The organism is Bacteroidales bacterium, assembly GCA_022647615.1.
GTDB lineage: Bacteria > Bacteroidota > Bacteroidia > Bacteroidales > UBA932 > Egerieousia.
In genome coordinates this window covers 208,937-230,713 of sequence record JALCKZ010000001.1, presented here as the reverse complement: position 1 = coordinate 230,713, position 21,777 = coordinate 208,937, and the positions used below count along the sequence as shown (strand labels likewise).

Here is a 21,777-nt window from a genome sequence, read left to right as displayed (position 1 = left end):
GTCGGGAGCTAACCTTGCAAATTTACGAAAATTAGATAAAAAGCCTAAAATCTCCCTTTGAGGATGTGCTAAATACCCAATTATTGTGGAAAATAGACTAAAAATGAAGTTGTGATCACTGATATAAATTTCTTTGAAAGCAATACTTCTGCAATCTGTACAGCATTGGTTGCTGCCCCTTTGCGCAAGTTGTCAGATACGCACCATAAGTTGATACCGCTTTTGACCGTTGGGTCCAAACGGACTCTTCCTACAAAAACTTCATCTCTGTCTTTGGCGTAAATTGGCATAGGGTAGGCCAGCTGCTCAAGATATTTTTTCCCTGCGGCAGTTTTGGAACTTGTGCTGAAATATTTTGGCAGCTCCGCGCCAATGGCTTTATTCTGCTCTCCGTAAGGATTTTTTGTGCTGCATCTCTTGGGGAGTGTGTTGTCCTGAAGAAGAACTCCTTTGGTTTTTCTGAGGGTTGCATAGACCTCTTTAAGAGTTACCGGCTTTGCAAATTCCAGATTTACAGATTCTCCGTGGCCTCCTATTACAGGAACCCTTACCGTAGTAGGGGAGACCTTGATGTTATTGTCCCTCATTATTTTGTGAGTCTCATCCACCATTTTCATCTCCTCTTTTGTATAACCCGTTGGGAGAAATTTATCTATATGAGGCAGAAGATTGAGGTCTATCTGGTAGGGATATGCGGTGGTTGTTTTCCGTCCCTCTGTCCCGCGCGGAGAGTAATAACAGCTTGCGCTGCACGTGTTTACATTTTTTATTCCATTTTTAAGAGCTTTTGCAAGAGTCTTTGTGCCGGTTTGGTCATTGCGTTCTGCATCTAGCTCATCTACAGCTTTTTTGCCAGTCCCGGTTATGCACTGATAGGTGGAGACTACAATCCTCTTGATTTTATATTTTTTGTGCAAGTCTGCAATTGCAACCAGCATTTGAATTGTGGAGCAATTTGGATTTGCAATAATGTAATCACTCTTTTTGATTACATCTGCGTTGATTTCGGGAATTACAAGCCGTTTTGTTTTGTCCATTCTCCAATATGAGGAATTATCTACCACATAGCATTTTACAGCCGCAAATTTTGGGGCCCACTCTTTGGAGACATCTGCCCCTGCGGAGAAAATTGCTACTGCCGGTTTCATGGAAACGGCTGTTTCCGGAGAGACAACGCTCCACTCTTTACCTTTAAATTTTATCTTTTTACCTGCTGATTTTTCACTCGCCACGGGAATCAGTTCTGTTACCGGGAATTTTCTCTCTTCCAGAACTTTAATCATGTTTCTGCCAACCAGTCCGGTTGCCCTACAACTGCTACTTTCATTTTATGAATGTTTAATTTTTTCAGATTTATTGTTGAATAATTTTAAATGGACAGGATATCATTAAGCAATCCGGATGCGGTCTGTTTTGCTCCCGCACCTGCCCCGCGGATAACTATTCCTTGTGGATAAAACTCTGTGGTTAAGATAATTGCATTATCGCTGCCTTCTACATTATAGAATGGATGTTTTGCATCTACTGCCTCTATGCCAATGAAAATCTTGGCGTCCAGTTTTGCAACAAATCTTAATTTTTTTCCCCGCCTTTGAGGCTTCTTCATAAAGTTTTTTTAGACGAGGTTCATATTTCCCCTCAAAGAAAGGCTGATAGTTTAAATCACTGATATCCAGTTTGAATCCTGCCTCTCTGCTCAAAATTAAAAATTTTCTAAGCACATCTGTCCCGCTTAAATCTGTCTTTGGATCAGGCTCTGTGTATCCAAGCTCTTTTGCCTTTTCCACCAGCGCTGCAAAATCTTTTCCGCAGTAATTGCTTAATAAATAATTTAGAGTTCCCGATAGTATCCCCTCTATCTTTTTCACTTTGTCTCCGCTGTTAACAATCTGTTTTACAGTGCTTATAACAGGCAATGCAGCTCCAACGGTTGTTTCATATTTATATTTTGTCCCCTCTGTTCTTGCAACCTCAAATAGTTCTTTATATGAATCATAGGAGAGTGAGTTTGCAATTTTATTGCAAGCTGCTACTGCAATTTTGTGACGGAATAAATCTACGTAAGTGCCTGCAATTGACTTGCTTGAAGTGCAGTCTACAAATATGGAATTGCTTAAATTCAGCTCGCAGATTTTTTCTATATAGTTGCTGCCGGAATTTTTCTCTCCGGTTGCAAGGACTTTTTTTATATCCTCTTTTGACACCCCTTTTGCGTTCTTATTTCCCTTTTTATCTGACGGAATTTTTACACCGTCGCGAGCAGTAATATAATTTTTACTGTCAGATACTCCGCATATAACCAGGTCTTTGCCCAGCTGATTGGATATGAAGTCATGCTGTTTATTTATCATCTCTATCAGAGCGGAACCAACTGTGCCGCACCCTGCAAAGAACAAATTAATCCTTCTCCCTTTTCCGCTGAAAAATTCTTTATGAATGGCGCGGATTGCGGCTTTGACATCTTCTGTGTGAAGGACCGTTGAGACATTTTTTTCTGATGATCCCTGCGCAATTGCTCTGATGTTTATTCCTTCACGGCCCAGCGCATCAAACATTCTTCCGCTTGCACCGCTCTGATTTTTAAGGTCATCTCCAACCAGAGATATAATAGAGAAACCTTTCTCAACCTTTAGAGGATCTACTTTCCCAAGTGAAATTTCATAGGCAAACAGTTCATCTGCTGCCTTTTTTGCCTTTGCAGCATCAGATTCAGGAATTGCAATACACATTGTGTGAACAGATGATGCTTGAGTGATTAAAATTATATTGATGTTGTTTTGAGAAAGCACATCAAACAATCTGCTGGAGTAACCGGGCACGCCAACCATTCCGCTCCCCTCCATGCTAAGCAGAGCAATCTTGTCTGAACTGGAGATGCCTCTGATTTTTCCAATTCCTTCCGGCGGATTTTTTTCTATTAGAGTGCCGTCGTCCTCAGGGTCAAAAGTGTTTTTACATATATAGGAATGCCTTGTTTAACAACTGGTTGTATGGTTGGGGGATATACAACCTTTGCCCCAAAGTGTGAAAGTTCCAGCGCCTCTTTATATGATATGTTCCTTATTGGTTTTGCCTCCGGAACAATGCGTGGGTCTGCGGTCATCATGCCGTTTACATCCGTCCAAATTTCCAAAACTCTTGCCTGTGTTCCAACGGCCAAAATGGATGCTGTATAATCAGAACCTCCTCTGCCAAGTGTTGTTGTTCTTCCCTGGTCATCAGATGCAATGAAACCCGGGAGGATGTATAAATTATTGTGTGCGGTGCTGAAATATTTTTCAATGTTATTTGCGGTCTCTTCTTTCTTTACAACATTAGCTCCTGCTGAAACCTCTGTTTTTATGAGACTGCGGGAATCTTTCCATACATGGCTTATATTCAGAGATTTAAGCTTTGAACTTATAATCTTTGTAGAGAGCATTTCTCCAAAACTCATTATATGATCCAGACTGAGCGGACTAAGTTCTTTTAGCAAATAAACTCCGTTGCAAATCTCTCTAAGTTTGCCAAACAATTCCTTGCACTCGCTTTTTATTGGAGCGGAATCCTCCTCTGGAATAAGCTCTTTTATCAGCTCAATATGCCTTTGGTATAATGCTTCAATCTGCTGAGTATAAGAATTATCCTGCAACTGAGCAGCTTTTCCTATTTGAATCAGCGCGTCTGTAGCTCCGCTAATTGCGGATGCAACCACGGCGGTTTTATCTCTCTTAATTTTCTTTTTTACTATGGCAATCACTCTGTTTATATTCTCTGCATTTGCAACAGAGCTGCCCCCAAATTTAAGTACCTGCATACTAAAAATTGCCTTGCGGCATTATTTAAATGTTCTTATCTTTGACACTGTTCTTTAACGCTTTTTGTATCTGTTTGTATTCCAGCAGGAAACCGTCGTGACCAAAATCTGATTTTATCTTAATAAATTTTCCGCTCCCTGTTAGTTTTGTTATTTGACTCGGAACTGCGGCAGCAGCATGTGTGCTCTGCAATAAATTTTTGCTCGCTGCCACGGGAATAAAATATCGCTGTCAATTCCAATGCACAAAACTTTTGCTTTAATCTTTGCCAGCGCCTTTTCCACACCTCCGCGTCCGCGGCCAACATTTTGGCTGTCAAAAAGATTAACCATTGCAAGATATGAATAAGCATTGAATCTTTTCTCTAATTTTTCTCCCTGATGGCGCTGATATGATGATTGCTCTGTGTTCCCAAAGAGAGTTTATATCTGGGTCTTGCTGAGTTGAGTTGTAACCTTTGCAACTTCTGTAGGAGATGAGCGCAACGGTGCGGGCGGCTCCCATTCCTTTAAGTCCGCCTGTAATCACAAATTTTTCTTGCCTTTTGTTTGGACTTGTGCATATTCCTCATTGCCGAATGTTCCGTCTGCCTCCAATATCATTCTCTGGCTCTCATTAAATGCTGTTTCCCAGGGGGTAACGCGAGCGCTAGTGGCAATGAACGCGGCATTTTTTATTACATCCGGGTACATAATGCTCCACTCTACCGCCTGATATCCTCCAACAGAGCCTCCTATAATCAAATCTATTTTTTGATGCCAAGATGCTTGCGCAGCAGTTCCAAAAAATTAACTTCATCTCTTACCGTAACTTTTGGAAAACTAAGCAGATAAGGCTTGCCGGTTTTTGGATTCACGGAAGCGGGGCCGGTGGAGCCATAGCAGCTTCCAAGCAAATTTGCGCATACAATTGTGTACTTGCGCGGGTCAAAAAACTTTCCCTCTCCAACCAGAGTATCCCACCACTCAGAAGGATCAGAATTTGCTGTCAGCGCGTGAGTTATCCAGATAACTTTCTTCTTCGCGGCAGTTTTCTTATGAGTTTCGCTCCGGGTTCCCGGAACTCTTTTGATATGTGGTAGCATATCTCCAGCTCCGGCAAGGACTCCCCGCTCTCCAGCTTAAAAGGTTTGTTATATTTAAATAATCCTAAGCGCATTATCAAAGTCAGCAATAATGTCCTCTATATTTTCTATTCCAATGCAAAGCCGCAAAGTGCCTCCCGTAATTCCAACCTTATTAAGTTCCGCTTCAGATAATTCCGAGTGGGTAGATGTTGCAGGATGTGTAACTAGAGATTTATTGTCCCCCAGATTTGCAAGCAGCGTGAAAAGCTTAAAGCGTTCTACTACCTTGGCTGTCTGCTCTTTAGATGCTTTTAAATCTACAAAGATGATTCCGCCGAAACCGTTGTTTAAATATTTTACAGCGTTTTTATGTGTCGGATGACTCTCCAATCCCGGGTAGCATACCTTTGCAATTTTTGGATTTTTCTCCAGCCATTTTGCAAGTGCAAGCGCGTTATCGCAAACTCTTTGAACTCTCAGGGAGAGAGTCTCAACGCCCATTAGAAGCAGGAATGCGTTAAACGGGGAGAGACAACCTCCAAAGTTTGTAAGTCCTTCATACGCAAGCTGTGCGCTAAATGCACCCTTGCCGTATCTTTGCAGATAACTTTTGCCCCCAAGCGCAGATTGAGCCTCCGTGAACTTTGGAAATTTTCCGCAGCTCCCAATCAAAATTCCCCCCGTTAACTACAACTCCTCCAATTGTGTTGCCGTGTCCGCAAATCCATTTGGTTGCTGAGTGGGTAACTATGTTTGCTCCTTTTTCCAGCGGTCTGCACAAATATCCGCCGCATCCCTACGGTGTTATCTACTATCAGCGGAATATTATGTTTAGCAGCAACTTGCGCAAGCATCTCAAAATCCGGAACTGCCAGATTTGAGTTGGCAATAGTCTCTACATATATTCCTTTTGTTTTATCATCTATCAAAGATTCAACTTCATTGCGGTCATTGCATGAGCAAAATTTTACGTTGACTCCAAACTGCGGAAGCGTATTTTTGAACTGTCCGTAAGTTCCGCCGTAAAGAGAGATGGAACTAATAAGATTATCGCCGGCCTTGCAAAGCCCCTGCATTACAAGCCATTGCGCAGCAATTCCGGATGCGGCCGCCACTGCGTCATAACCTCCCTCCAGCGCAGCAATCCTTTTTGTAAAAGTATCAACGGTAGGGTTAACAATTCTTGAATAAGAGAATCCGTCTTTTTCATGAGCAAAAATTTTTCTCCCTTCTTCCACATTTTTAAATGCAAATGAAGCGCTCTGATAAATAGGGGTTGCGCTTGCTCCCGTAGTTGGGTCGGGGGTATTGCCCGCATGTACCTGCAAAGTCTCAAACTTATAATTTGACATATCTTTTTTATTTTAAAATTTTCTGTCGCGACAGATATTAATGTTTCTGTTTTATTGAATTGCTGAGCGCGAAAAAAGTTTGGCGCTCTTGTAAATAAAAAGACCCGTACCTCCTTTGGTACAGGCCCTTATAATGTTTGATAAGGGTAATTGGAAAGCATCTTAGCGATGCATTCGCATGGACATTTGATAGCCGCGCTGCACTCCCTCCGCTAGATTGGAGAGCGTGTTTAAAAAGAATATTTGCGCATTAATGTTCATGTTTGCTTTCAGTTTGCAACTGCAAAGGTATAGATAATGCTTAAAAATGCAAAATTAATCCTTAATTTTTGCCAGCGCTTCTTTTAAAAGACGCTGTGCCGTTTGCTTGTCATTATAGATGCAAGGGCCTGTTACACAGCCGCCTTCACATGCCATAACTCTATGAAAGGAGCCGGAGCTTTGCCTGTTTTGCCGTAGACTTTTAGCAAGCTTACATTTTTCTTGTCCAGGTTAGTTACCTGCAAAGCGCTAAGCTGCTCATTCTTAAGAATGTATTTAACCGCTCCAATTACGCCGCCCGCTTTTGCAAAGCCATGAGCCGCTCTGTATGAGTTTATTGCAGGCTTGTATGGAGTTACTTTGTCTAAATCAATCCCAAGTCCGGCGAAAACGGAGCCAAGTTCTTCAAACGTAATTGCATAAGACACGTTAGGGTCATCTCTTGTCTCTTTTTTCTTTGCAAGACACGGGCCTATGAAAACTATTTGTGCGTTAGGATATTTCTTGTTAGCTATCAATGCCGTGTAATACATTGGAGAGCCGGCAGTTGAAATATGCGGAAGCATTTCCGGAATATGTTTTCTTGCAAGCTCAACCCACGCAGGGCAGCAACTTGTTGTCATGAAAGGTGCATTGTTTGCTATCTTTCTTTTTAGCTCTTCCGCCTCTGTGGAGGTTGTCTTCATTGCTCCTTCAGCGACCTCTATAACATCTTTAAAACCAAGCTGTTTTATTGCTCCATATACATTTTCTATCGGGGCGCTGAACTGTGACAAAATGGATGGAGCAACTATCGCGACCATCTCATTTCCCTTCTTAAGTCTCTGCAGCACATCAAAAATTTGAGAGACTTCAAATATGGCTCCGAACGGACACGCATTAATACATTTGCCGCAATAAATACATTTGCTCTCATCTATATGCTCAATTCCGTTCTCATCTTTGCTGATTGCCTTAACCGGACATGATTCCTCGCATGGTACTGGTATATAGACTATTGCATGGTACGGACAACTTTGGAAACATTTCCCGCAGCTGATGCAAAGGTCATGGTCTATCTCCGCCTGCCCCAGCTTGTTGAAATTTATCGCGTGCTTTGGGCAGTTCATATAGCACATCCTGGCAACGCAGCCTCTGCAAAGGTTTGTAATCTCGTAGTTTACCTGAACGCAAGAAGAACAGGCCTCGTCAATTACGCAGACCAGATTCTCCTTGGAAGTATCTTTTCTTTCCAGCGCTTTTTTGGCATACCATGACAACGGAGTAAGCTCGTCAGTCTCATCATTCATATCAAAGCCCATAAGAGGGAAACTTTTGTACTTCCATACAGCTCTCTCTTTATGAATGCAGCATCTTCCGCGCACTTTTTCCCCTTTGGGACTGAGCTTGATAGGAAGACGGTCTATTTCCTCAACCAGCTTTCCTCGGTTCCACATCTCCACCAGCTTTGCTAAAAGCTCCTGGCGGACTATCATAACGTTGTTAGTAAATGCCATATCGGGCGCAAATATACCTATTTGTATATTTTCTTCAAAAAATCGTAACTTCGTGGTGTCTAAAGAGGAAACTAAACTAGAACTAAACACATACTTATGAATAAATTCTACAAAAGATTTTTAGCGGCTGCAATCATGTTGCCGGCTCTTTTTGTTGCTTACCAAACAAGCGCACAAGAGTTTGACCGTCACATAGAAAAAACCACATTTGTTCCAAAGGGACAGTATCTTGCGGGTGCAACTTTTACTTACGATGAGTACACTGCAAATGATTACGAGTTCCTTGCGGTTAATGACCTTAACGGCAGCAAATCCTCTATAAGAGGTACGGCGTACGTAGGATATTTCTTTAAAGAGAACATGGCGGCAGGTTTGAAGTTTGCTTATAGAAGGAGCAGACTTAGCGCGGACAAGTTCAATTTTAATTTATCAGATGACTTTGATATTGACGTTCATTCTTTCTATACAAAGACTCAAATGTTCTATGGCACAGCGTTTTTGCGCAATTACATCGGACTTGGAAAGAGCCGCAGATTTGGATTGTTTAATGAAGTTGACCTGACTCTTGGCGGAGGACAGGGCAAGACCCGCAACGGAGATGGAGATGAGCTGGAGGGAAGTTATCAGGATATCTATGAGGCACAGCTTGGTATGTCACCGGGCCTTGTTGTATTTGTAGACAATCATATTGCAATAGAGGCATCAGCTAATGTAATAGGCTTTGATTACACACATTACAAGCAGACTAAAAACCAGGTCTATCATAATTCTCTTAATCACACAAGCGCAAATCTTAAAATTGATTTGTTCTCTATTAATCTGGGTGTCAGCTTCTACCTGACTCCAAGCTGTTTTAAGAGAAACAAGAAGTAATATATTAATCGCGACAGATTTTGTGCCGGAGCAAATGTGAGATTAAGTGAGAGATTGAATAGAGGTTAAGTGAGAGATTAAGTGAGAGATTGAGTGAGAGATTGAACAGAGATTAAGTGAGAGATTGAATAGAGATTAAGTGAGAGATTGAATAGAGATTAAGTGAGAGATTGAACAGAGGTATAAATGTGAGATTAAGTAAAAGATAATTAAATAACTGTCGGGAATAAAAATATAAAATGAGAAAATTTAATATGAAACATAGAGGTAATTTTTTAACGGTCTGCCTGCTTGCCGCTGCTGTTACTTTTGCTGCAACGGGCTGCTGGAAAGATGATTCGCCTTATCCAAATGAGAAGGCGGCGTTTACATCTTTCTCAGTAAGAGGCGCAATTTCTACCAGAATAAGTCCAAATGAGCTTAAGGTTTACGTAGAGCTTGCGGACTCCGTAGACATTGAGAATGTGTTGCTTACAAATGTTGCTTTTAATTATGACAATACTACGATTTCTCCCGAAATTAAAGAGGGGAGTTATCTTAATATGTCTTCCGATTTGAGCTACACTTTGACAACTTACAAAGATTACGTTTGGACCATTGTAACTACTCAAACTATTGAGAGATATTTTAATGTGGACAAGCAATATGGCGCCGCAACTTTTGATGTGGCAACGCACACTGCAACTATACAAGTTTCTCCTGCGCAGCCGCTTAATTCAATTGTTGTAAAGGCTGCAAAACTTGGAAATTATGGTTCAACTATAACTCCTGACCCTAAGACAGTTACAGACTTCTCTTCTCCTGTTCAGTTTACGGTAAATCATAAAGGAAAGAGTCAGATATGGACTGTAAAAGTTTCTCAATCCTCAGAGGAAATCAGTACCGGCAGCGTCAATGCTTATGCAAAGCACGCAGACGTTGACGGAGATTTTACTATCGGTAACGGAACTCCTTCCTTCCAATATAAGAAGGCGTCTGATTCTGATTGGATAACTCTTCCTTCCGCTGATGTGACTGTTAGCGCGGGACACATGACCGCCACTATTTCTGACCTCGAGCCGGAGACTGATTATCAGTATATTGCAATATGCGGTTCTCAGGCGGGAAATATAAAGACCTTTAAGACGGAAGCTGCAACTCAATTGGATAATTCCAGTTTTGATAATTGGTATCGCGACGGCGTCACCTGGTATCCTAATATAGATTTGACTAGTGCTCATTATATTTGGGACTCAGGCAACAAGGGAGAAAATTCTTTGGGAGAGAAAAATCCAACTTGTCCTGAAGAGAGTATTGTTGTGAAAGGCAAAGCGGCTAAGCTGCAATCACTTTCTATTGTTTCAGTATTTGCTGCAGGTAACTTGTTTACAGGACATTATGTCTCAACGACAGGTCTGAGCGCAAAGCTTTCATTTGGAATTCCATTTACTTCACGTCCTCAAGGGTTGCACGGTTACTATAATTACCAGCCTGGCAAAGTTGATAAAACAGACTCACCTTATGAGAGTTACAAAGGCACAACAGATACTTGCCAGATATACGCATTGCTTACAGATTGGGCGGAACCATTCATCGCAAACTCCGCAACCAAAACATTTATAGACTATTACAATGACCCAAATATCATAGCAAGATGTCAGCTTCTGGACGGCTCAAACACAGGAGGTTACAAGGAATTTAATCTGACCTTCAATTACGTCAGCACCACAAGAATTCCAAAATACATCCTGGTAGTTGCCACCTCCAGCCACAAAGGAGACTACTTCACAGGCAGCACTCAATCAATCTTGTATGTAGATGAATTTTCACTAGTTTATAAATAAACATATTTGCAGCCGCGCCGCAGGCGCATGCCTTTCGCGTGCTTTTCGTACGCTTTTCGCACGCCTTTCGTACGCTTTTCGCACGCCTTTCGCACGCCTTTCGCACGCTTTTCGTACGCTTTTCGTATGCTTTTCGTACGCCTTTCGTATGCTTTTCGTACGCTTTTCGCATGCCTTTCGTACGCTTTTCGCACGCCTTTTAATTGCTGCAACTCTTTAGACCACTTGATTGCCAGCGTACTTTGTGCGCTGGCAATTGTGTTTTGCTCACAGAGAGTGTAGATCACCTTTGTAACTTGCTGGCCTGATCCGTGCAATCTAAATACCTAATAATAAGCAAATTATAAAACATCCTCATTTGCCAATTGAGGATGTTTTATAATATTCGGAAAATCAGCGCAATGCGTTCTATGGTTCAGGCCAGCAAGTTACAGCGTACCCTCTGTATGTACCTGTAGAGGCTTTTCGCTCCAACCTCTCCTATCCTCTCCAAATTTTCACCTCAACTTTGTTCCAAATCACATGAACACCAACAAACATCTGTCGGGAACTTAGAACATCACAACTTTTTTATACGCCATTAAAACAATTTGTTTTTTGTGCAGAACAAGCATAAAGGTAAATCTGAATGTTTTGATCAATTGGCTTGACAAACAGCTACATGCAGATGTATATTGCTCAAAAAAATTAATGCTATGAAAACAACATCAACAATGAAAATTAAGGAAGGTGCGCCGGCTCAAACTAAAACCTGTGTGCCAGATGTCAATGTGCAAGATATCCATGATTTGAAAATCATAGAGGACTCTCAAGGTGGTGACTCTCAAGCTGAGGATTCCAAAGGTGTGGACTCTCAAGGTGTGGACTCTCAAGGTGGTGACTCTCAAGCTGAGGATTCCAAAGGTGTGGACTCTCAAGGTGGTGATTCTCAAGGCGAGGATTCTACGGTGCAAAGCTGGCAGGAGCAATATGAATATGATGATTGGCACGAACGAGTTTCGGCGGACCAGCAGGTTTTTGATGAGTTGGGAATTGACGATTTTGGATTTAATAATGATGCCTTAATTGTTAGTAGTCACAATCTTGTGAGGATGGATGAATTAAAGAGTTGTGGTGAAGATGTGTTTCATATTCTTGTAAGGGGTAATGATGGACGGGCTATTTTTTTCAGTGATTATGATTACAAGAAATTCTTATGGCTTTTGAACAGGTGTCTAATCAAGTCAAATTCAAGAATTTATGCCTTTGTGCTTATGACTAATCATGCGCACCTTTTAGTGAGAAGTGCTGATGTTCATTATATAGTGACGTCCCTGGTATGTGGCTATGCGGGTTATGCTCATACAAGATATAAGAATAATGTTGCAAGCGCGGAAAAATCTGTCGGCGACAACTATTCATTTAATAAGAATAAATATTGTAATACATTGAGCGGCAAGTTATTTGAAACACCTGTGAGAATATATAAGGCAAGCAATTTAGACTATCAGCTGGACCTTATCAGTTACATAATTAACAATCCAATACTTGCCGGAATGTGCGTGAGACCAGGAGGTTACAAGTATAGCTCATATTTGTTTTATACAACTCGTTCCACAAGTTTGGCGCAAATTATTTCCGTGGACACAAAATTTTTCTTTGACAATTTTAAGACTCTCGACAGATTTAATAATTTGCGCGGGAGTAAGCTGGTTTATCAGAAGAGACTCAAGAAGTTAAAACTTTCCTTGCGGAGAAGGTTTGGGGAAATTGCGGAGCATGCCTGGCAGGATGGGGACAAGAGTGAGATGTAACTTACGGCGTCATACATGACAGCTACTTGTGGTATGAACTGGCTCAGCGATAGTATTTTATGTCATGCTAGGCGCAGTTTAGCGTAATCAAAGCCGGTTTAGCGGAACTCAACATCGCTTAGCATAACCAAGCCCGGAGTAATAAACCCAGCTTAATGAAACTTGGCAGATATTAAAAAAGCCCGCGAATTCCGCGGGCTTTTTTAATTCATAATAGAAACAGAACCTTATTTCTTGAACTTCTGGTTCAGCAATTCAATCATCTTGATTACGGAGTAGGAAACTCTGGTGCCGGGGCCGAATATTGCAGCGGCGCCGTCTTTGTAAAGTTCATCATAGTCTTGTGCAGGAATTACTCCTCCAACAACTACCATAATGTCTTCTCTGCCCAGTTTCTTAAGCTCTTTAATTACCTGAGGAACAAGTGTTTTGTGGCCTGCTGCAAGAGATGAAATTCCAATGATGTGAACGTCATTCTCAACAGCTTGTTTTGCAGCCTCCGCAGGTGTTTGGAACAATGGTCCCATATCTACGTCAAAGCCGCAATCTGCGTAGCCGGTTGCAACTACTTTGGCACCTCTGTCATGACCATCCTGACCAAGTTTTGCTATCATGATTCTTGGCTGACGGCCCTCTTTCTTTGCAAAGTCCGCAACCATTTTCTTGGCTTTCTCAAACTCTGCATCTTTCTTAACTTCAGATGAATATACGCCTACGTTCATACGGATTTTTGCTGTGTATCTTCCAACTACTTTCTCACAAGCGTCTGAAATTTCTCCAAGAGATGCGCGTGCTTTTGCCGCCTCAACTGCAAGCTCAAGCAAGTTGCCTTTCTTGGTCTTCACCGCTTCTGTTATAGCTGCAAGACACTGTTCAACTTTCTGATTGTCTCTATTCTTTCTCAACTCTTCCAGTCTGGCAATCTGCTGATTGCGGACTTTAGTGTTGTCAATGTCAAGAATCTTGATAGGGTCCTCATGCTCTAATCTGTACTTGTTCAAGCCAATGATATTCTCCTCTCCGGAGTCAATTCTGGCCTGCTTGCGTGCAGCTGCTTCCTCAATTCTCAACTTAGGAATTCCAGTTTCAATAGCTTTTGCCATTCCGCCAAGTTTCTCAATCTCCTGAATGTGCGCCCATGCTTTGTGAGCCAGTTCATTTGTCAGAGACTCAATGTAATATGAGCCTGCCCAAGGATCAATTGATTTGCAAACTGCAGTCTCCTGCTGAATGTAAAGCTGAGTATTTCTTGCAATACGTGCAGAGAAATCTGTCGGGAGCGCAATAGCCTCATCAAGCGCATTGGTGTGCAAAGACTGAGTGTGTCCCAGCGCTGCCGCCATTGCCTCAATGCAAGTTCTTGCAACATTATTAAATGGGTCTTGCTCTGTTAATGACCATCCGCTGGTTTGGCAGTGTGTTCTCAGCGACAGAGACTTAGTGCTTTTAGGATGGAACTGGTTAACCAGCTTTGCCCACAACATTCTTGCTGCGCGCATCTTGGCAATCTCCATAAAGTGGTTAGTACCAATAGCCCAGAAGAATGACAGACGCGGTGCAAATTTATCCACCTCAATGCCCGCCTTGATTCCGGTTCTCAAATATTCAAGACCGTCTGCAAGGGTATAAGCCATCTCAATATCATTGGTTGCTCCCGCCTCCTGCATGTGGTAGCCGGAGATAGAAATAGAGTTGAACTTAGGCATATACTTGGAAGTATAAGCAAATATATCTCCGATGATTTTCATAGAGAACTCAGGAGGATAGATGTAAGTGTTGCGCACCATAAACTCCTTAAGGATATCATTTTGTATAGTTCCCTGCATCTCTTCCAGCTTGACTCCCTGCTCCAAACCCGCTACAATGTAGAAGGCAAGAATAGGAAGAACGGCTCCGTTCATTGTCATTGATACGGACATTTTTCCAAGAGGAATCTGGTCAAACAGAACCTTCATATCCTCTACGGAACAGATACTTACGCCGGCCTTTCCAACGTCGCCGACAACTCTTGGATTATCTGCGTTGTATCCTCTGTGAGTAGGAAGGTCAAATGCAACTGACAGACCTTTTTGTCCCGCTGCAAGGTTTCTTCTGTAGAACGCATTGGATTCTTCCGCTGTGGAAAAACCTGCGTATTGTCTTACGGTCCAAGGTCTTTGAACATACATTGTGCTGTAAGGACCTCTTAAGAAAGGAGGAATTCCGGCAGCATAATTCAAATGCTCCATCCCTTCCAAATCTTTCTCCGTATAATTTGTCTTAACCTCTATTTTTTCCGGTGTCAGCCACTCGCTCTCTTTCAGCTTAATAGGAGCGCTGTTGTCTTTATATAATATTTCTGAAAATTTTGGTCTCATATTATCTCCCTCCTATTTAACTCCAAGTTTAGTCTGATACTCTGTAAGTGTCTCAAGAACATTGCTCTTTACGCTGATAAAATTCTTGATACCTTTTGCCATCAAATCATCTTTGCATGCAGGCTCGCCGGCAACAACTACTATTGCCTTCTTGCCCGCAAGTTTTGCAATCTGAGGAACTGCATCTGCGTATTCATCATCAGATGAGCATGCTACAAGAATGTCCGCCTTGGCCTTAAGACCTGCTTTAACACCCTCTTCCGCAGATTCAAATCTGTTGTTATCTACAACCTTGAATCCTGCTACTGCAAAGAAGTTGCATGCAAACTGAGCTCTTGCCCTGCACATTGCAAGATTACCGTAAGTAATCATGAATGCTACCGGACGCTTTGCAGCTCTGTCTGTCTTAAACCTCAATGCCTCAAATGCCTGAGCGCCTCTGTATTTTTCCAGCGGACGTCCCAGCATCTTTCCCTTCTTTGCAGGTGCTGCACCGCGGGTTACAACTTTCTTTGTAACATCTTTGTCGGCAACCTCTATGAAGTTAGGGAACTGATTGGTTCCAAGGATATTATCTCTTCTTGTTGCAATGTTGGAATCTCTCTTTGCAGAAGTCTCTTTAACAGAAGCCTGAATTGTATCGGCCTTGAATGCCTCTACATATCCGCCCGCGTTTTCAACTTTGTTGAACAAATCCCAAGCTGCTTTTGAAATAGAATCCGTTAATGTTTCAACATAATAAGAACCTGCCGCAGGGTCCACAACTTTATTGAAATGAGACTCGTCCATCAGCAAAGACTGAACGTTTCTTGCAATTCTGTTGCTGAACTCGCCCGGTTTTCTAAACGCATGATCAAATGGAAGAACCTCCAGAGAATCAACTCCCGCAATTGCAGCGCTCATAGATTCTGTAGTGTCTCTCAACATATTGATGTATGGGTCATAAACCGTTTGATTCCACTGGCTTGTAACGGCGTGCGCTTTAATTTTTGCGCTGTTGTCGCTCTTTGCGCCATAGGCCTTTACAATGTTAGCCCACAGCATTCTGGCAGCGCGGAACTTTGCAATCTCCATAAAGTAGATGCTCCCGACAGAGAATGTAAATTTGATTCTCTTTGCCGCCTCATCAGCCTTAACTCCAGCCTCTTTAAGAAGGTTAAGATATTCGCTGCCCATTGCCATACCGTATCCAAGCTCCTGGCAAATGCTTGAGCCTGCATCATTGAATGCATAAGTGTAAACACCTACAACCCTGATATTTGGATAATCTTTTACCATTTCAATTGCCTTTGCAAGCAATTTTGCCGCAGCTTTCTTGTCATATAACCCTGTGGCGTTAAGCTCTTTAAGAGGGTCATAATCAAAAGAAGCATTGACAGCGGAAGGCTTAACCTTCTGCTCTGCAACAACTCCCAGAAATGCCTTAAGCACGCTCAGCTCTTTGCATCCGGTGAAATTAACTTCAACGTCCGCAAGAGAAATGTCCTTAAGCAAAGTCTTCATGGAAGCTTTGGTAACACTCTTTGTCTGTGAAAAATTAAAGCCGGCTGCGGTGACTCCCTTCATTAATCCGTCGAGAGCTAAAGAGTTGGCTTTCTTAAAGTTGTCTTTGACCTCATAGTCCTGTCTTATAAGCCAGGTGTTGTCATCTTTTGTGCCTCTTACAAACGGGAACAAGCCCGCCTCTCCACCAAGATGCTTAAGCCCCTTAAGGTCCTCCGCGCGGTAGTAAGGCTGAACGGAAAACCCTTCTAGAGTTCTCCAAACCAGCTTTTTCTGATAATCGGCACCTTTCAAATCTTTTATGATAGCTTCCTCCCATACCTGTTTGGGAACCGGAGGAAACTCAGCAAATAACTTCTCTGCCATATTTATTTAACTGTTAGTTTTTGATTGGTGTATTTTTACCCGGAAATCCTTACTGCCGGGCATCTGACAAAGATAACAAAAATCTTATCCAAAATTTTGCGTGCAAGCAATTTTTACCTACTTTTGCAACCCAATAAAAAATGGCCGGTACGGCCCATCAAAAGGAGGTGGCAACATTTAATGATTATTGTACCAATTAAGGACGGAGAGAACATAGAGAGAGCTTTGAAGAAATTCAAACGCAAATTTGAGAAGACAGGAGTCATTCGCGAGCTTCGCGACAGAAAGACTTTTGAGAAACCGTCCGTTAGAAGACGTGATGAGATTAAGAAAGCGATTTACGTTAAACACCTTCAGATTAATGAGGAATAAATAAAAGCCGGTTTTTGCCGGCTTTTTTATTACCTTTGAGATATGGGCAGGGTAGAGGATTTCATAGATTTTCTTAGGGTGCGGAAGCGGTATTCTCCGCGGACGCAACAGCTTTATGCAGATGCTATTAAGCGGTTTTATGAGTATATGTATCGCGACAGTTTGCCTGCCGCCGGTACGGAGCCGGCCGCCGGAACCGGACTGCCCGGCACTGAGGAGGAGAGGCTGAAGCTGCTGACACCGTTGAACTTGCGCGGGTTTGTGGCTGACGGCCTGGAGAAGGGGCTCAACCCGGAGACCATGAATTTGATGTTGAGCGGCTTAAGTACGTACTGCAATTACCTGCTGAAACAGAATGGTTTGCAGAGCAATCCCGTTAAGGAAATCTTCAGGCCAAAAGAAAAAAAGCGTTTGCCTGAATTCTATACTCAAGACGCAATGGCCGAATACCTTAACAGACCTGTCGGGGACAACTATGAGGCTTTAAGAGACAGGACCGTTGTGATGCTGATTTACGGTACCGGCATGAGGCGTGCAGAGGTGACGGGTTTGACAATAGGCAACCTGGATATTAGCCGCAGTATCTTTAAAATTGTCGGAAAAGGAAATAAGGAGCGAGAGATTCCCGTAATCCCTTCTCTTTTAGAGAATCTTTTAGTATATTTACAATTAAGAAATAAGACCTTTCCTCAGTGTGAGACTGATGCTTTTTTCTTGACAAATAAAGGCGATAAGATTTACCTGAAGTTTGTCAATGACATAGTAAAGAAAGAATTGACAGGTTTGAAAGGGTTTAGCGGAAAGAAATCGCCGCACGTGCTCAGGCACTCTTTTGCAACAGCGCTGCTTAATAACGGGGCTGACCTCAACAGCATTAAGGAAGTTCTTGGACACTCGTCGCTGGCTGCTACACAGGTCTATACGCATAACTCTTTTGAACAGTTGAAAAAAGTATATTTAACTGCTCATCCCAGAGCAAAAAAAGGAGGTTGATTTATGGATATCAGAGTACAATCTGTGAAATTTGATGCCGATGATAAGTTATTGGCATTTGTGAACAAGAAAGTGGAGAAGCTTTCAAAATTCTTTGACGGATTTTTAAAGGCCGATGTCACACTTTCACTGCTTCCGGATAATCTTAATAAAGAGGTGAAAATCAGGTTGCAGGTTCCGGGTGACGATATTTATGTGACGAGGAATGCAAAATCTTTTGAGGATGCAGTTGTGGACTGCACAGATGTTTTAAAAGGGCAGCTGGTAAAGATGAAGGAAAAGAAATTCGGCAAGTAAAAGTGAATATGTTTGCGGAAGTTGCGCATGCAATGATGAGATTCCGCAGGAGCAGTTGAGGTCTCTTAAAAGAACATGTTCACGATATCATCAGAATTAATATTGGCAAAGTAAGCGTCTGAATTTAAGGCGCTTACTTTTTTTGTAATAGCCTCCTTGGTGTGGACGGTCCCAATCATGTTTTTTATGAAATCCTCTGTTTGCGCCGTGAAAAAATAATCTCCGCTAATGTTCAAATCAGTTATAATACCGTCATTTACAGTAAAATAAAATTCAAGTATGCCGCCGCTGAATTTTCTTATGTTGCTGAGGCTGTATTGCGGAGAGCTGCCAAAATTCCAGCAATCAGTTGAGTATTTGATGTTTTTAAGGGTCACGACAGCTTCATTTTCCGATTTGCTCAGTTCATATTTTACCGCTTTGTCTTTTCCATTCCAGTGTTTGCAGACATAATCTCCAAGAAAATCTTTGAACCAAAGAACATCCTTTTTCTCCTTAATATGTTCCTTGATGTTGGTCACTCTGCTGCGGTTAGATTGCACCGCCTTGCCTATAAATTTTTCCGGCCTGCTCTTTAATGCTGAGGCAAGGTTGCTCATTGATGAATCAAACAGAAGGGTACCATGCTGGAGCACCCTGTCTTTCCAAATGCAAACTGCATTGCCGGAGAATTTTTTACCCTCTATAAGCAAATCATTGCGCCCCTCCAGATATGCCTTAACTCCCAATGAATTAAGAGCTTCCAGAATTGGTGCAGTGTATCGCCTGAACATTGCGGAGGTGTCTTCTCCAGGAGTTCTTTCTTGTATGAAAGTAAAATTTATATTCCCTAAATCATGAAAAACTGCGCCGCCTCCTGTGAGTCTTCTTACTACTTTTATGTTATGCTCTTTTACATAATCAACATCAATTTCAGCCAAAGTATTTTGATAGCGCCCTACAATAATTGCATTGTCATTTCTCCACAGTCTGAAGATTGGTTCTGTTTTATATTTAAGAAGATACTCCTCTTCTGCAAGATTTCTGTAAGGATCAACGGATATATCAGAGATGAAGAGCATGAGTAGATAAACTTTTAATAGATAGTAATTTATGTGGTTTGGCTTCTGGTGTGCGCACTGCAATTATTAAAGTATTGCAAGTAAATTTTCCTTGCCAGAAAATAAATCCCAAGACCAATTGCGTACCCAAGAATTGCACCGCAAATTACATCTCCCGGGAAATGTTTCCCCACATAAATTCTGCTGTAACTTACCAGTATTGCAATAAAAAATATGAGCCATGTGTACCACTTTTTTCTGATGAATAAAGTTGTTATTGCAGCAAGCCCAAAGAAGTTTGCAGCGTGGTTGGAAACAAATCCGTACATGCCTCCGCGTCCTGTGATAAACCGTGCAATATTCTCAGTTGCAGGGTCATGGCTAGGCCTTAATCTGTGCACCAGCGGCTTAATTATGCTTGCGGAAATTTGGTCAGTTAGCAGAAATGTGAGCATGGTTGCGGCTAAAATGAAGAGAGCTATTTTCCAGCCTCCTGCAATAATGAAATCACTTTGAGTTCCGGCATTATTTAAATTATTATGCGCGCAAGAATTATTTAGCTCGCTGCTCTTTTTGAATGGATTGCTCAAGTTGTATTCCTTCTTATATAGCAGATACACAAACAGCAGAACATAAAAAGGAATCCAAGTATAAGCGCTTGTAACAAATGTCATCACGGGGTCAAGCCACGGGGTGTGTGCTCCGTTGATTAATAGAAACAATTGTTTATCAAGCTCTAACATATTTTATTTCTGCAAAGACTCCCAGATTATATCCTTAAGTTCCTTAAGTCCTTCTCCCGTCACGGATGAGATAAAAACATAAGGTACCTTTTTAGGCAAGTGCTTTTTAATCTCTTTCTCCAATTCCTTATCCAGCAAGTCACATTTTGTTACTGCCAGTATGCGCTCTTTATCAAGAAGTTGCGGATTGTATTCTTTTAGTTCATTCAGCAGAACTTTATACTCTTTGGAGATGTCCAGGTTTTCAGCGGAGACCATAAACAGCAAAATAGAGTTTCTCTCTATATGCCTTAAAAATCTGTAACCCAGTCCTTTTCCTTCATGAGCACCCTCAATGATTCCGGGAATATCCGCCATTACAAAAGATTTCTCATCATAGTATTTTACAATTCCTATGCTTGGCTCAAGTGTTGTAAAAGGGTAATCGGCAATTTTTGGATGTGCTGCGGAAATGCTTGATAATAAAGTAGATTTGCCGGCATTGGGGAATCCTACAAGTCCTACATCTGCCAAGATTTTAAGCTCCAGGATGAACCATCCCTCTTGTCCCGGTTCTCCCGGCTGCGCAAATCTTGGGGTTTGACGTGTTGCGGTTTTAAAGAATGTATTGCCCATTCCGCCGCGTCCTCCGGGTAGAATTACAACCTCCTCTCCGTCTACGGTGATTTCTCCAACAACCTCTCCTGTCTCTGCTTTTTTAGCAATGGTGCCCAGCGGTACATTCAAGATAATATCCTGAGCATCAGCACCTGTGCAAAGAGCTCCTCTGCCGTTGCCGCCATTCTCAGCATCAATATGTTTTCTGTATTTAAGGTTAATCAATGTCCACTGGCTGTGGTCACCTCTCATAATAATGCTGCCGCCCTTGCCGCCGTTACCTCCGTCGGGACCACCTTTCTCCACAAACTTTTCCCTCCGGAAATGCATTGAGCCTGAGCCGCCTGCACCGGATGTTAGGTGAAGTTTTACATAATCTACAAAATCTGTATTAGGCATAATTGTTCCTCCCGACAGTTAATTTAATACTCTATAATGGTTGCTGTTTCTGCAAATTGTTCTTATTGCATCTCTTTTGAGATGGAATCAAATACCTCATCCACAGACTTTTCTCCCTCTATCTCATAATATTTGCCCGCCTTTTTGTAATAATCTATCAATGGCTCTGTCTCTCTGTGGTAAGTATCAATTCTGTTTCTAATTATCTTTTCATCTGCGTCATCTTTGCGCCCTTCAACGTTTGCACGGTACTTGATTCTCTTTCCAATAGTATCATCCTGAATTTTAAGGGAGATAACTTTTGTGACCTCCGATTTCATTCCTGTCAAAATTTTATCAAGCATTTTTGCCTGGGCAATAGTGCGTGGAAAACCATCCAGGATAAATCCCTTAATATCCTTATTATCAGCAAATACGTTCTTTATCATTCCAACCACAACCTCATCCGGAACAAAATCTCCGGCTTCAATTAAACTCTTTGCCTTTAGTCCCAATTCTGTTTTTTTTGCAATTTCGTTTCTCAAAAGGTCTCCTGTGGAAATATGTTTAAGATGAAACTTCTCCACCATCTTTTTTGCTTGTGTTCCTTTTCCTGCCCCCGGAGGACCAAATAAAATGTAATACTTCATTGTAATGACTTTTGTTTTAA

General features: G+C 41.9%; 18 protein-coding genes and 2 pseudogenes. 6 read left to right on the top strand and 14 right to left on the bottom strand.

Going from position 1 to position 21,777, the window contains the following annotated elements; translation table 11 throughout:
- Positions 1-80: 80 nt before the first annotated feature.
- From LKM37_01000 to LKM37_00965, 8 genes and pseudogenes are all read right to left on the bottom strand, one after another.
- Positions 81-1,283, bottom strand: coding sequence for an aspartate-semialdehyde dehydrogenase (locus LKM37_01000; protein MCI1719598.1), 1,203 nt, complete (start codon positions 1,281-1,283; stop codon positions 81-83).
- Positions 1,284-1,499: 216 nt separating this feature from the next.
- Positions 1,500-2,843, bottom strand: a complete 1,344-nt coding sequence (locus LKM37_00995) for an ACT domain-containing protein (GenBank protein ID MCI1719597.1) — start codon at positions 2,841-2,843, stop codon at positions 1,500-1,502.
- Between the two features lie 74 nt (positions 2,844-2,917).
- Positions 2,918-3,796, bottom strand: a complete 879-nt coding sequence (locus LKM37_00990; protein MCI1719596.1) for an aspartate kinase — start codon at positions 3,794-3,796, stop codon at positions 2,918-2,920.
- 150 nt (positions 3,797-3,946) lie between these two features.
- Positions 3,947-4,129, bottom strand: a complete 183-nt coding sequence (locus LKM37_00985) for a hypothetical protein (protein MCI1719595.1) — start codon at positions 4,127-4,129, stop codon at positions 3,947-3,949.
- Positions 4,130-4,321: 192 nt separating this feature from the next.
- Positions 4,322-4,881: pseudogene (locus tag LKM37_00980) on the bottom strand (alpha/beta fold hydrolase).
- A gap of 54 nt (positions 4,882-4,935) precedes the next feature.
- Entirely contained in the window at positions 4,936-5,535 is a 600-nt protein-coding gene (locus LKM37_00975) for a PLP-dependent transferase (protein MCI1719594.1), read from the bottom strand.
- Between the two features lie 11 nt (positions 5,536-5,546).
- A complete protein-coding gene (locus tag LKM37_00970; protein ID MCI1719593.1) occupies positions 5,547-6,215 on the bottom strand; it encodes an aminotransferase class I/II-fold pyridoxal phosphate-dependent enzyme in 669 nt (222 codons plus the stop codon).
- Positions 6,216-6,530: 315 nt separating this feature from the next.
- Positions 6,531-7,972, bottom strand: a pseudogene (locus LKM37_00965) (monomeric [FeFe] hydrogenase).
- Positions 7,973-8,068: 96 nt separating this feature from the next.
- On the opposite strand from LKM37_00965, the gene LKM37_00960 reads away from it, so the two are divergent.
- From LKM37_00960 to LKM37_00950, 3 genes are all read left to right on the top strand, one after another.
- Complete coding sequence (locus LKM37_00960; protein MCI1719592.1) at positions 8,069-8,845, top strand: hypothetical protein; 777 nt, start codon at positions 8,069-8,071, stop codon at positions 8,843-8,845.
- Between the two features lie 239 nt (positions 8,846-9,084).
- Entirely contained in the window at positions 9,085-10,668 is a 1,584-nt protein-coding gene (locus LKM37_00955) for a PCMD domain-containing protein (GenBank protein MCI1719591.1), read from the top strand.
- Between the two features lie 695 nt (positions 10,669-11,363).
- The gene (locus LKM37_00950) at positions 11,364-12,461 is read left to right on the top strand and encodes a hypothetical protein (GenBank protein MCI1719590.1); all 1,098 of its coding nucleotides are present in this window, start codon (positions 11,364-11,366) and stop codon (positions 12,459-12,461) included.
- 227 nt (positions 12,462-12,688) lie between these two features.
- Here the strand turns inward: LKM37_00950 and scpA are convergent, their stop codons facing one another.
- Both scpA and LKM37_00940 read right to left on the bottom strand, forming a co-directional pair.
- The gene (scpA, locus tag LKM37_00945) at positions 12,689-14,818 is read right to left on the bottom strand and encodes a methylmalonyl-CoA mutase (GenBank protein ID MCI1719589.1); all 2,130 of its coding nucleotides are present in this window, start codon (positions 14,816-14,818) and stop codon (positions 12,689-12,691) included.
- A gap of 12 nt (positions 14,819-14,830) precedes the next feature.
- Positions 14,831-16,687, bottom strand: coding sequence for a methylmalonyl-CoA mutase family protein (locus LKM37_00940; protein MCI1719588.1), 1,857 nt, complete (start codon positions 16,685-16,687; stop codon positions 14,831-14,833).
- A gap of 180 nt (positions 16,688-16,867) precedes the next feature.
- Between LKM37_00940 and rpsU the strand changes: the two genes are divergently transcribed.
- Genes rpsU through LKM37_00925 form a run of 3 tightly spaced genes read left to right on the top strand, consistent with a single transcriptional unit; the run spans position 16,868 to position 18,349 of the window.
- Complete coding sequence (gene rpsU / locus LKM37_00935; GenBank protein MCI1719587.1) at positions 16,868-17,059, top strand: 30S ribosomal protein S21; 192 nt, start codon at positions 16,868-16,870, stop codon at positions 17,057-17,059.
- 42 nt (positions 17,060-17,101) lie between these two features.
- On the top strand, positions 17,102-18,052 hold the full coding sequence (locus LKM37_00930; GenBank protein ID MCI1719586.1) for a tyrosine-type recombinase/integrase: 951 nt from the start codon (positions 17,102-17,104) through the stop codon (positions 18,050-18,052).
- 3 nt (positions 18,053-18,055) lie between these two features.
- The gene (locus LKM37_00925) at positions 18,056-18,349 is read left to right on the top strand and encodes an HPF/RaiA family ribosome-associated protein (GenBank protein MCI1719585.1); all 294 of its coding nucleotides are present in this window, start codon (positions 18,056-18,058) and stop codon (positions 18,347-18,349) included.
- Positions 18,350-18,414: 65 nt separating this feature from the next.
- Here the strand turns inward: LKM37_00925 and LKM37_00920 are convergent, their stop codons facing one another.
- The 4 genes from LKM37_00920 to LKM37_00905 all read right to left on the bottom strand — a co-directional run bounded on the left by LKM37_00920 (position 18,415) and on the right by LKM37_00905 (position 21,757).
- Entirely contained in the window at positions 18,415-19,410 is a 996-nt protein-coding gene (locus LKM37_00920) for a lipoate--protein ligase (protein ID MCI1719584.1), read from the bottom strand.
- Between the two features lie 29 nt (positions 19,411-19,439).
- Positions 19,440-20,132 (bottom strand): phosphatase PAP2 family protein, encoded by a 693-nt coding sequence (locus LKM37_00915; protein ID MCI1719583.1) that lies wholly within the window; start codon positions 20,130-20,132, stop codon positions 19,440-19,442.
- A gap of 3 nt (positions 20,133-20,135) precedes the next feature.
- The gene (gene obgE / locus LKM37_00910; GenBank protein ID MCI1719582.1) at positions 20,136-21,128 is read right to left on the bottom strand and encodes a GTPase ObgE; all 993 of its coding nucleotides are present in this window, start codon (positions 21,126-21,128) and stop codon (positions 20,136-20,138) included.
- Positions 21,129-21,190: 62 nt separating this feature from the next.
- Positions 21,191-21,757 (bottom strand): adenylate kinase, encoded by a 567-nt coding sequence (locus tag LKM37_00905; GenBank protein MCI1719581.1) that lies wholly within the window; start codon positions 21,755-21,757, stop codon positions 21,191-21,193.
- Positions 21,758-21,777 lie beyond the last annotated feature (20 nt).

What these genes read in the sequence shown, in the direction of transcription:
- rpsU (MCI1719587.1), top strand. Translation starts at nt 16,868, where the DNA reads ATGATTATTGTACCAATTAAGGACGGAGAGAACATAGAGAGAGCTTTG.
- LKM37_00990 (MCI1719596.1), bottom strand. Translation starts at nt 3,796, where the DNA reads ATGCAGGTACTTAAATTTGGGGGCAGCTCTGTTGCAAATGCAGAGAAT.
- LKM37_00915 (MCI1719583.1), bottom strand. Translation starts at nt 20,132, where the DNA reads ATGTTAGAGCTTGATAAACAATTGTTTCTATTAATCAACGGAGCACAC.
- LKM37_01000 (MCI1719598.1), bottom strand. Translation starts at nt 1,283, where the DNA reads ATGATTAAAGTTCTGGAAGAGAGAAAATTCCCGGTAACAGAACTGATT.
- LKM37_00985 (MCI1719595.1), bottom strand. Translation starts at nt 4,129, where the DNA reads ATGGTTAATCTTTTTGACAGCCAAAATGTTGGCCGCGGACGCGGAGGT.
- LKM37_00920 (MCI1719584.1), bottom strand. Translation starts at nt 19,410, where the DNA reads ATGCTCTTCATCTCTGATATATCCGTTGATCCTTACAGAAATCTTGCA.
- LKM37_00960 (MCI1719592.1), top strand. Translation starts at nt 8,069, where the DNA reads ATGAATAAATTCTACAAAAGATTTTTAGCGGCTGCAATCATGTTGCCG.
- obgE (MCI1719582.1), bottom strand. Translation starts at nt 21,128, where the DNA reads ATGCCTAATACAGATTTTGTAGATTATGTAAAACTTCACCTAACATCC.
- LKM37_00925 (MCI1719585.1), top strand. Translation starts at nt 18,056, where the DNA reads ATGGATATCAGAGTACAATCTGTGAAATTTGATGCCGATGATAAGTTA.
- LKM37_00905 (MCI1719581.1), bottom strand. Translation starts at nt 21,757, where the DNA reads ATGAAGTATTACATTTTATTTGGTCCTCCGGGGGCAGGAAAAGGAACA.
- LKM37_00950 (MCI1719590.1), top strand. Translation starts at nt 11,364, where the DNA reads ATGAAAACAACATCAACAATGAAAATTAAGGAAGGTGCGCCGGCTCAA.
- LKM37_00955 (MCI1719591.1), top strand. Translation starts at nt 9,085, where the DNA reads ATGAGAAAATTTAATATGAAACATAGAGGTAATTTTTTAACGGTCTGC.
- LKM37_00970 (MCI1719593.1), bottom strand. Translation starts at nt 6,215, where the DNA reads ATGTCAAATTATAAGTTTGAGACTTTGCAGGTACATGCGGGCAATACC.
- LKM37_00930 (MCI1719586.1), top strand. Translation starts at nt 17,102, where the DNA reads ATGGGCAGGGTAGAGGATTTCATAGATTTTCTTAGGGTGCGGAAGCGG.
- LKM37_00995 (MCI1719597.1), bottom strand. Translation starts at nt 2,843, where the DNA reads ATGGAGGGGAGCGGAATGGTTGGCGTGCCCGGTTACTCCAGCAGATTG.
- scpA (MCI1719589.1), bottom strand. Translation starts at nt 14,818, where the DNA reads ATGAGACCAAAATTTTCAGAAATATTATATAAAGACAACAGCGCTCCT.
- LKM37_00940 (MCI1719588.1), bottom strand. Translation starts at nt 16,687, where the DNA reads ATGGCAGAGAAGTTATTTGCTGAGTTTCCTCCGGTTCCCAAACAGGTA.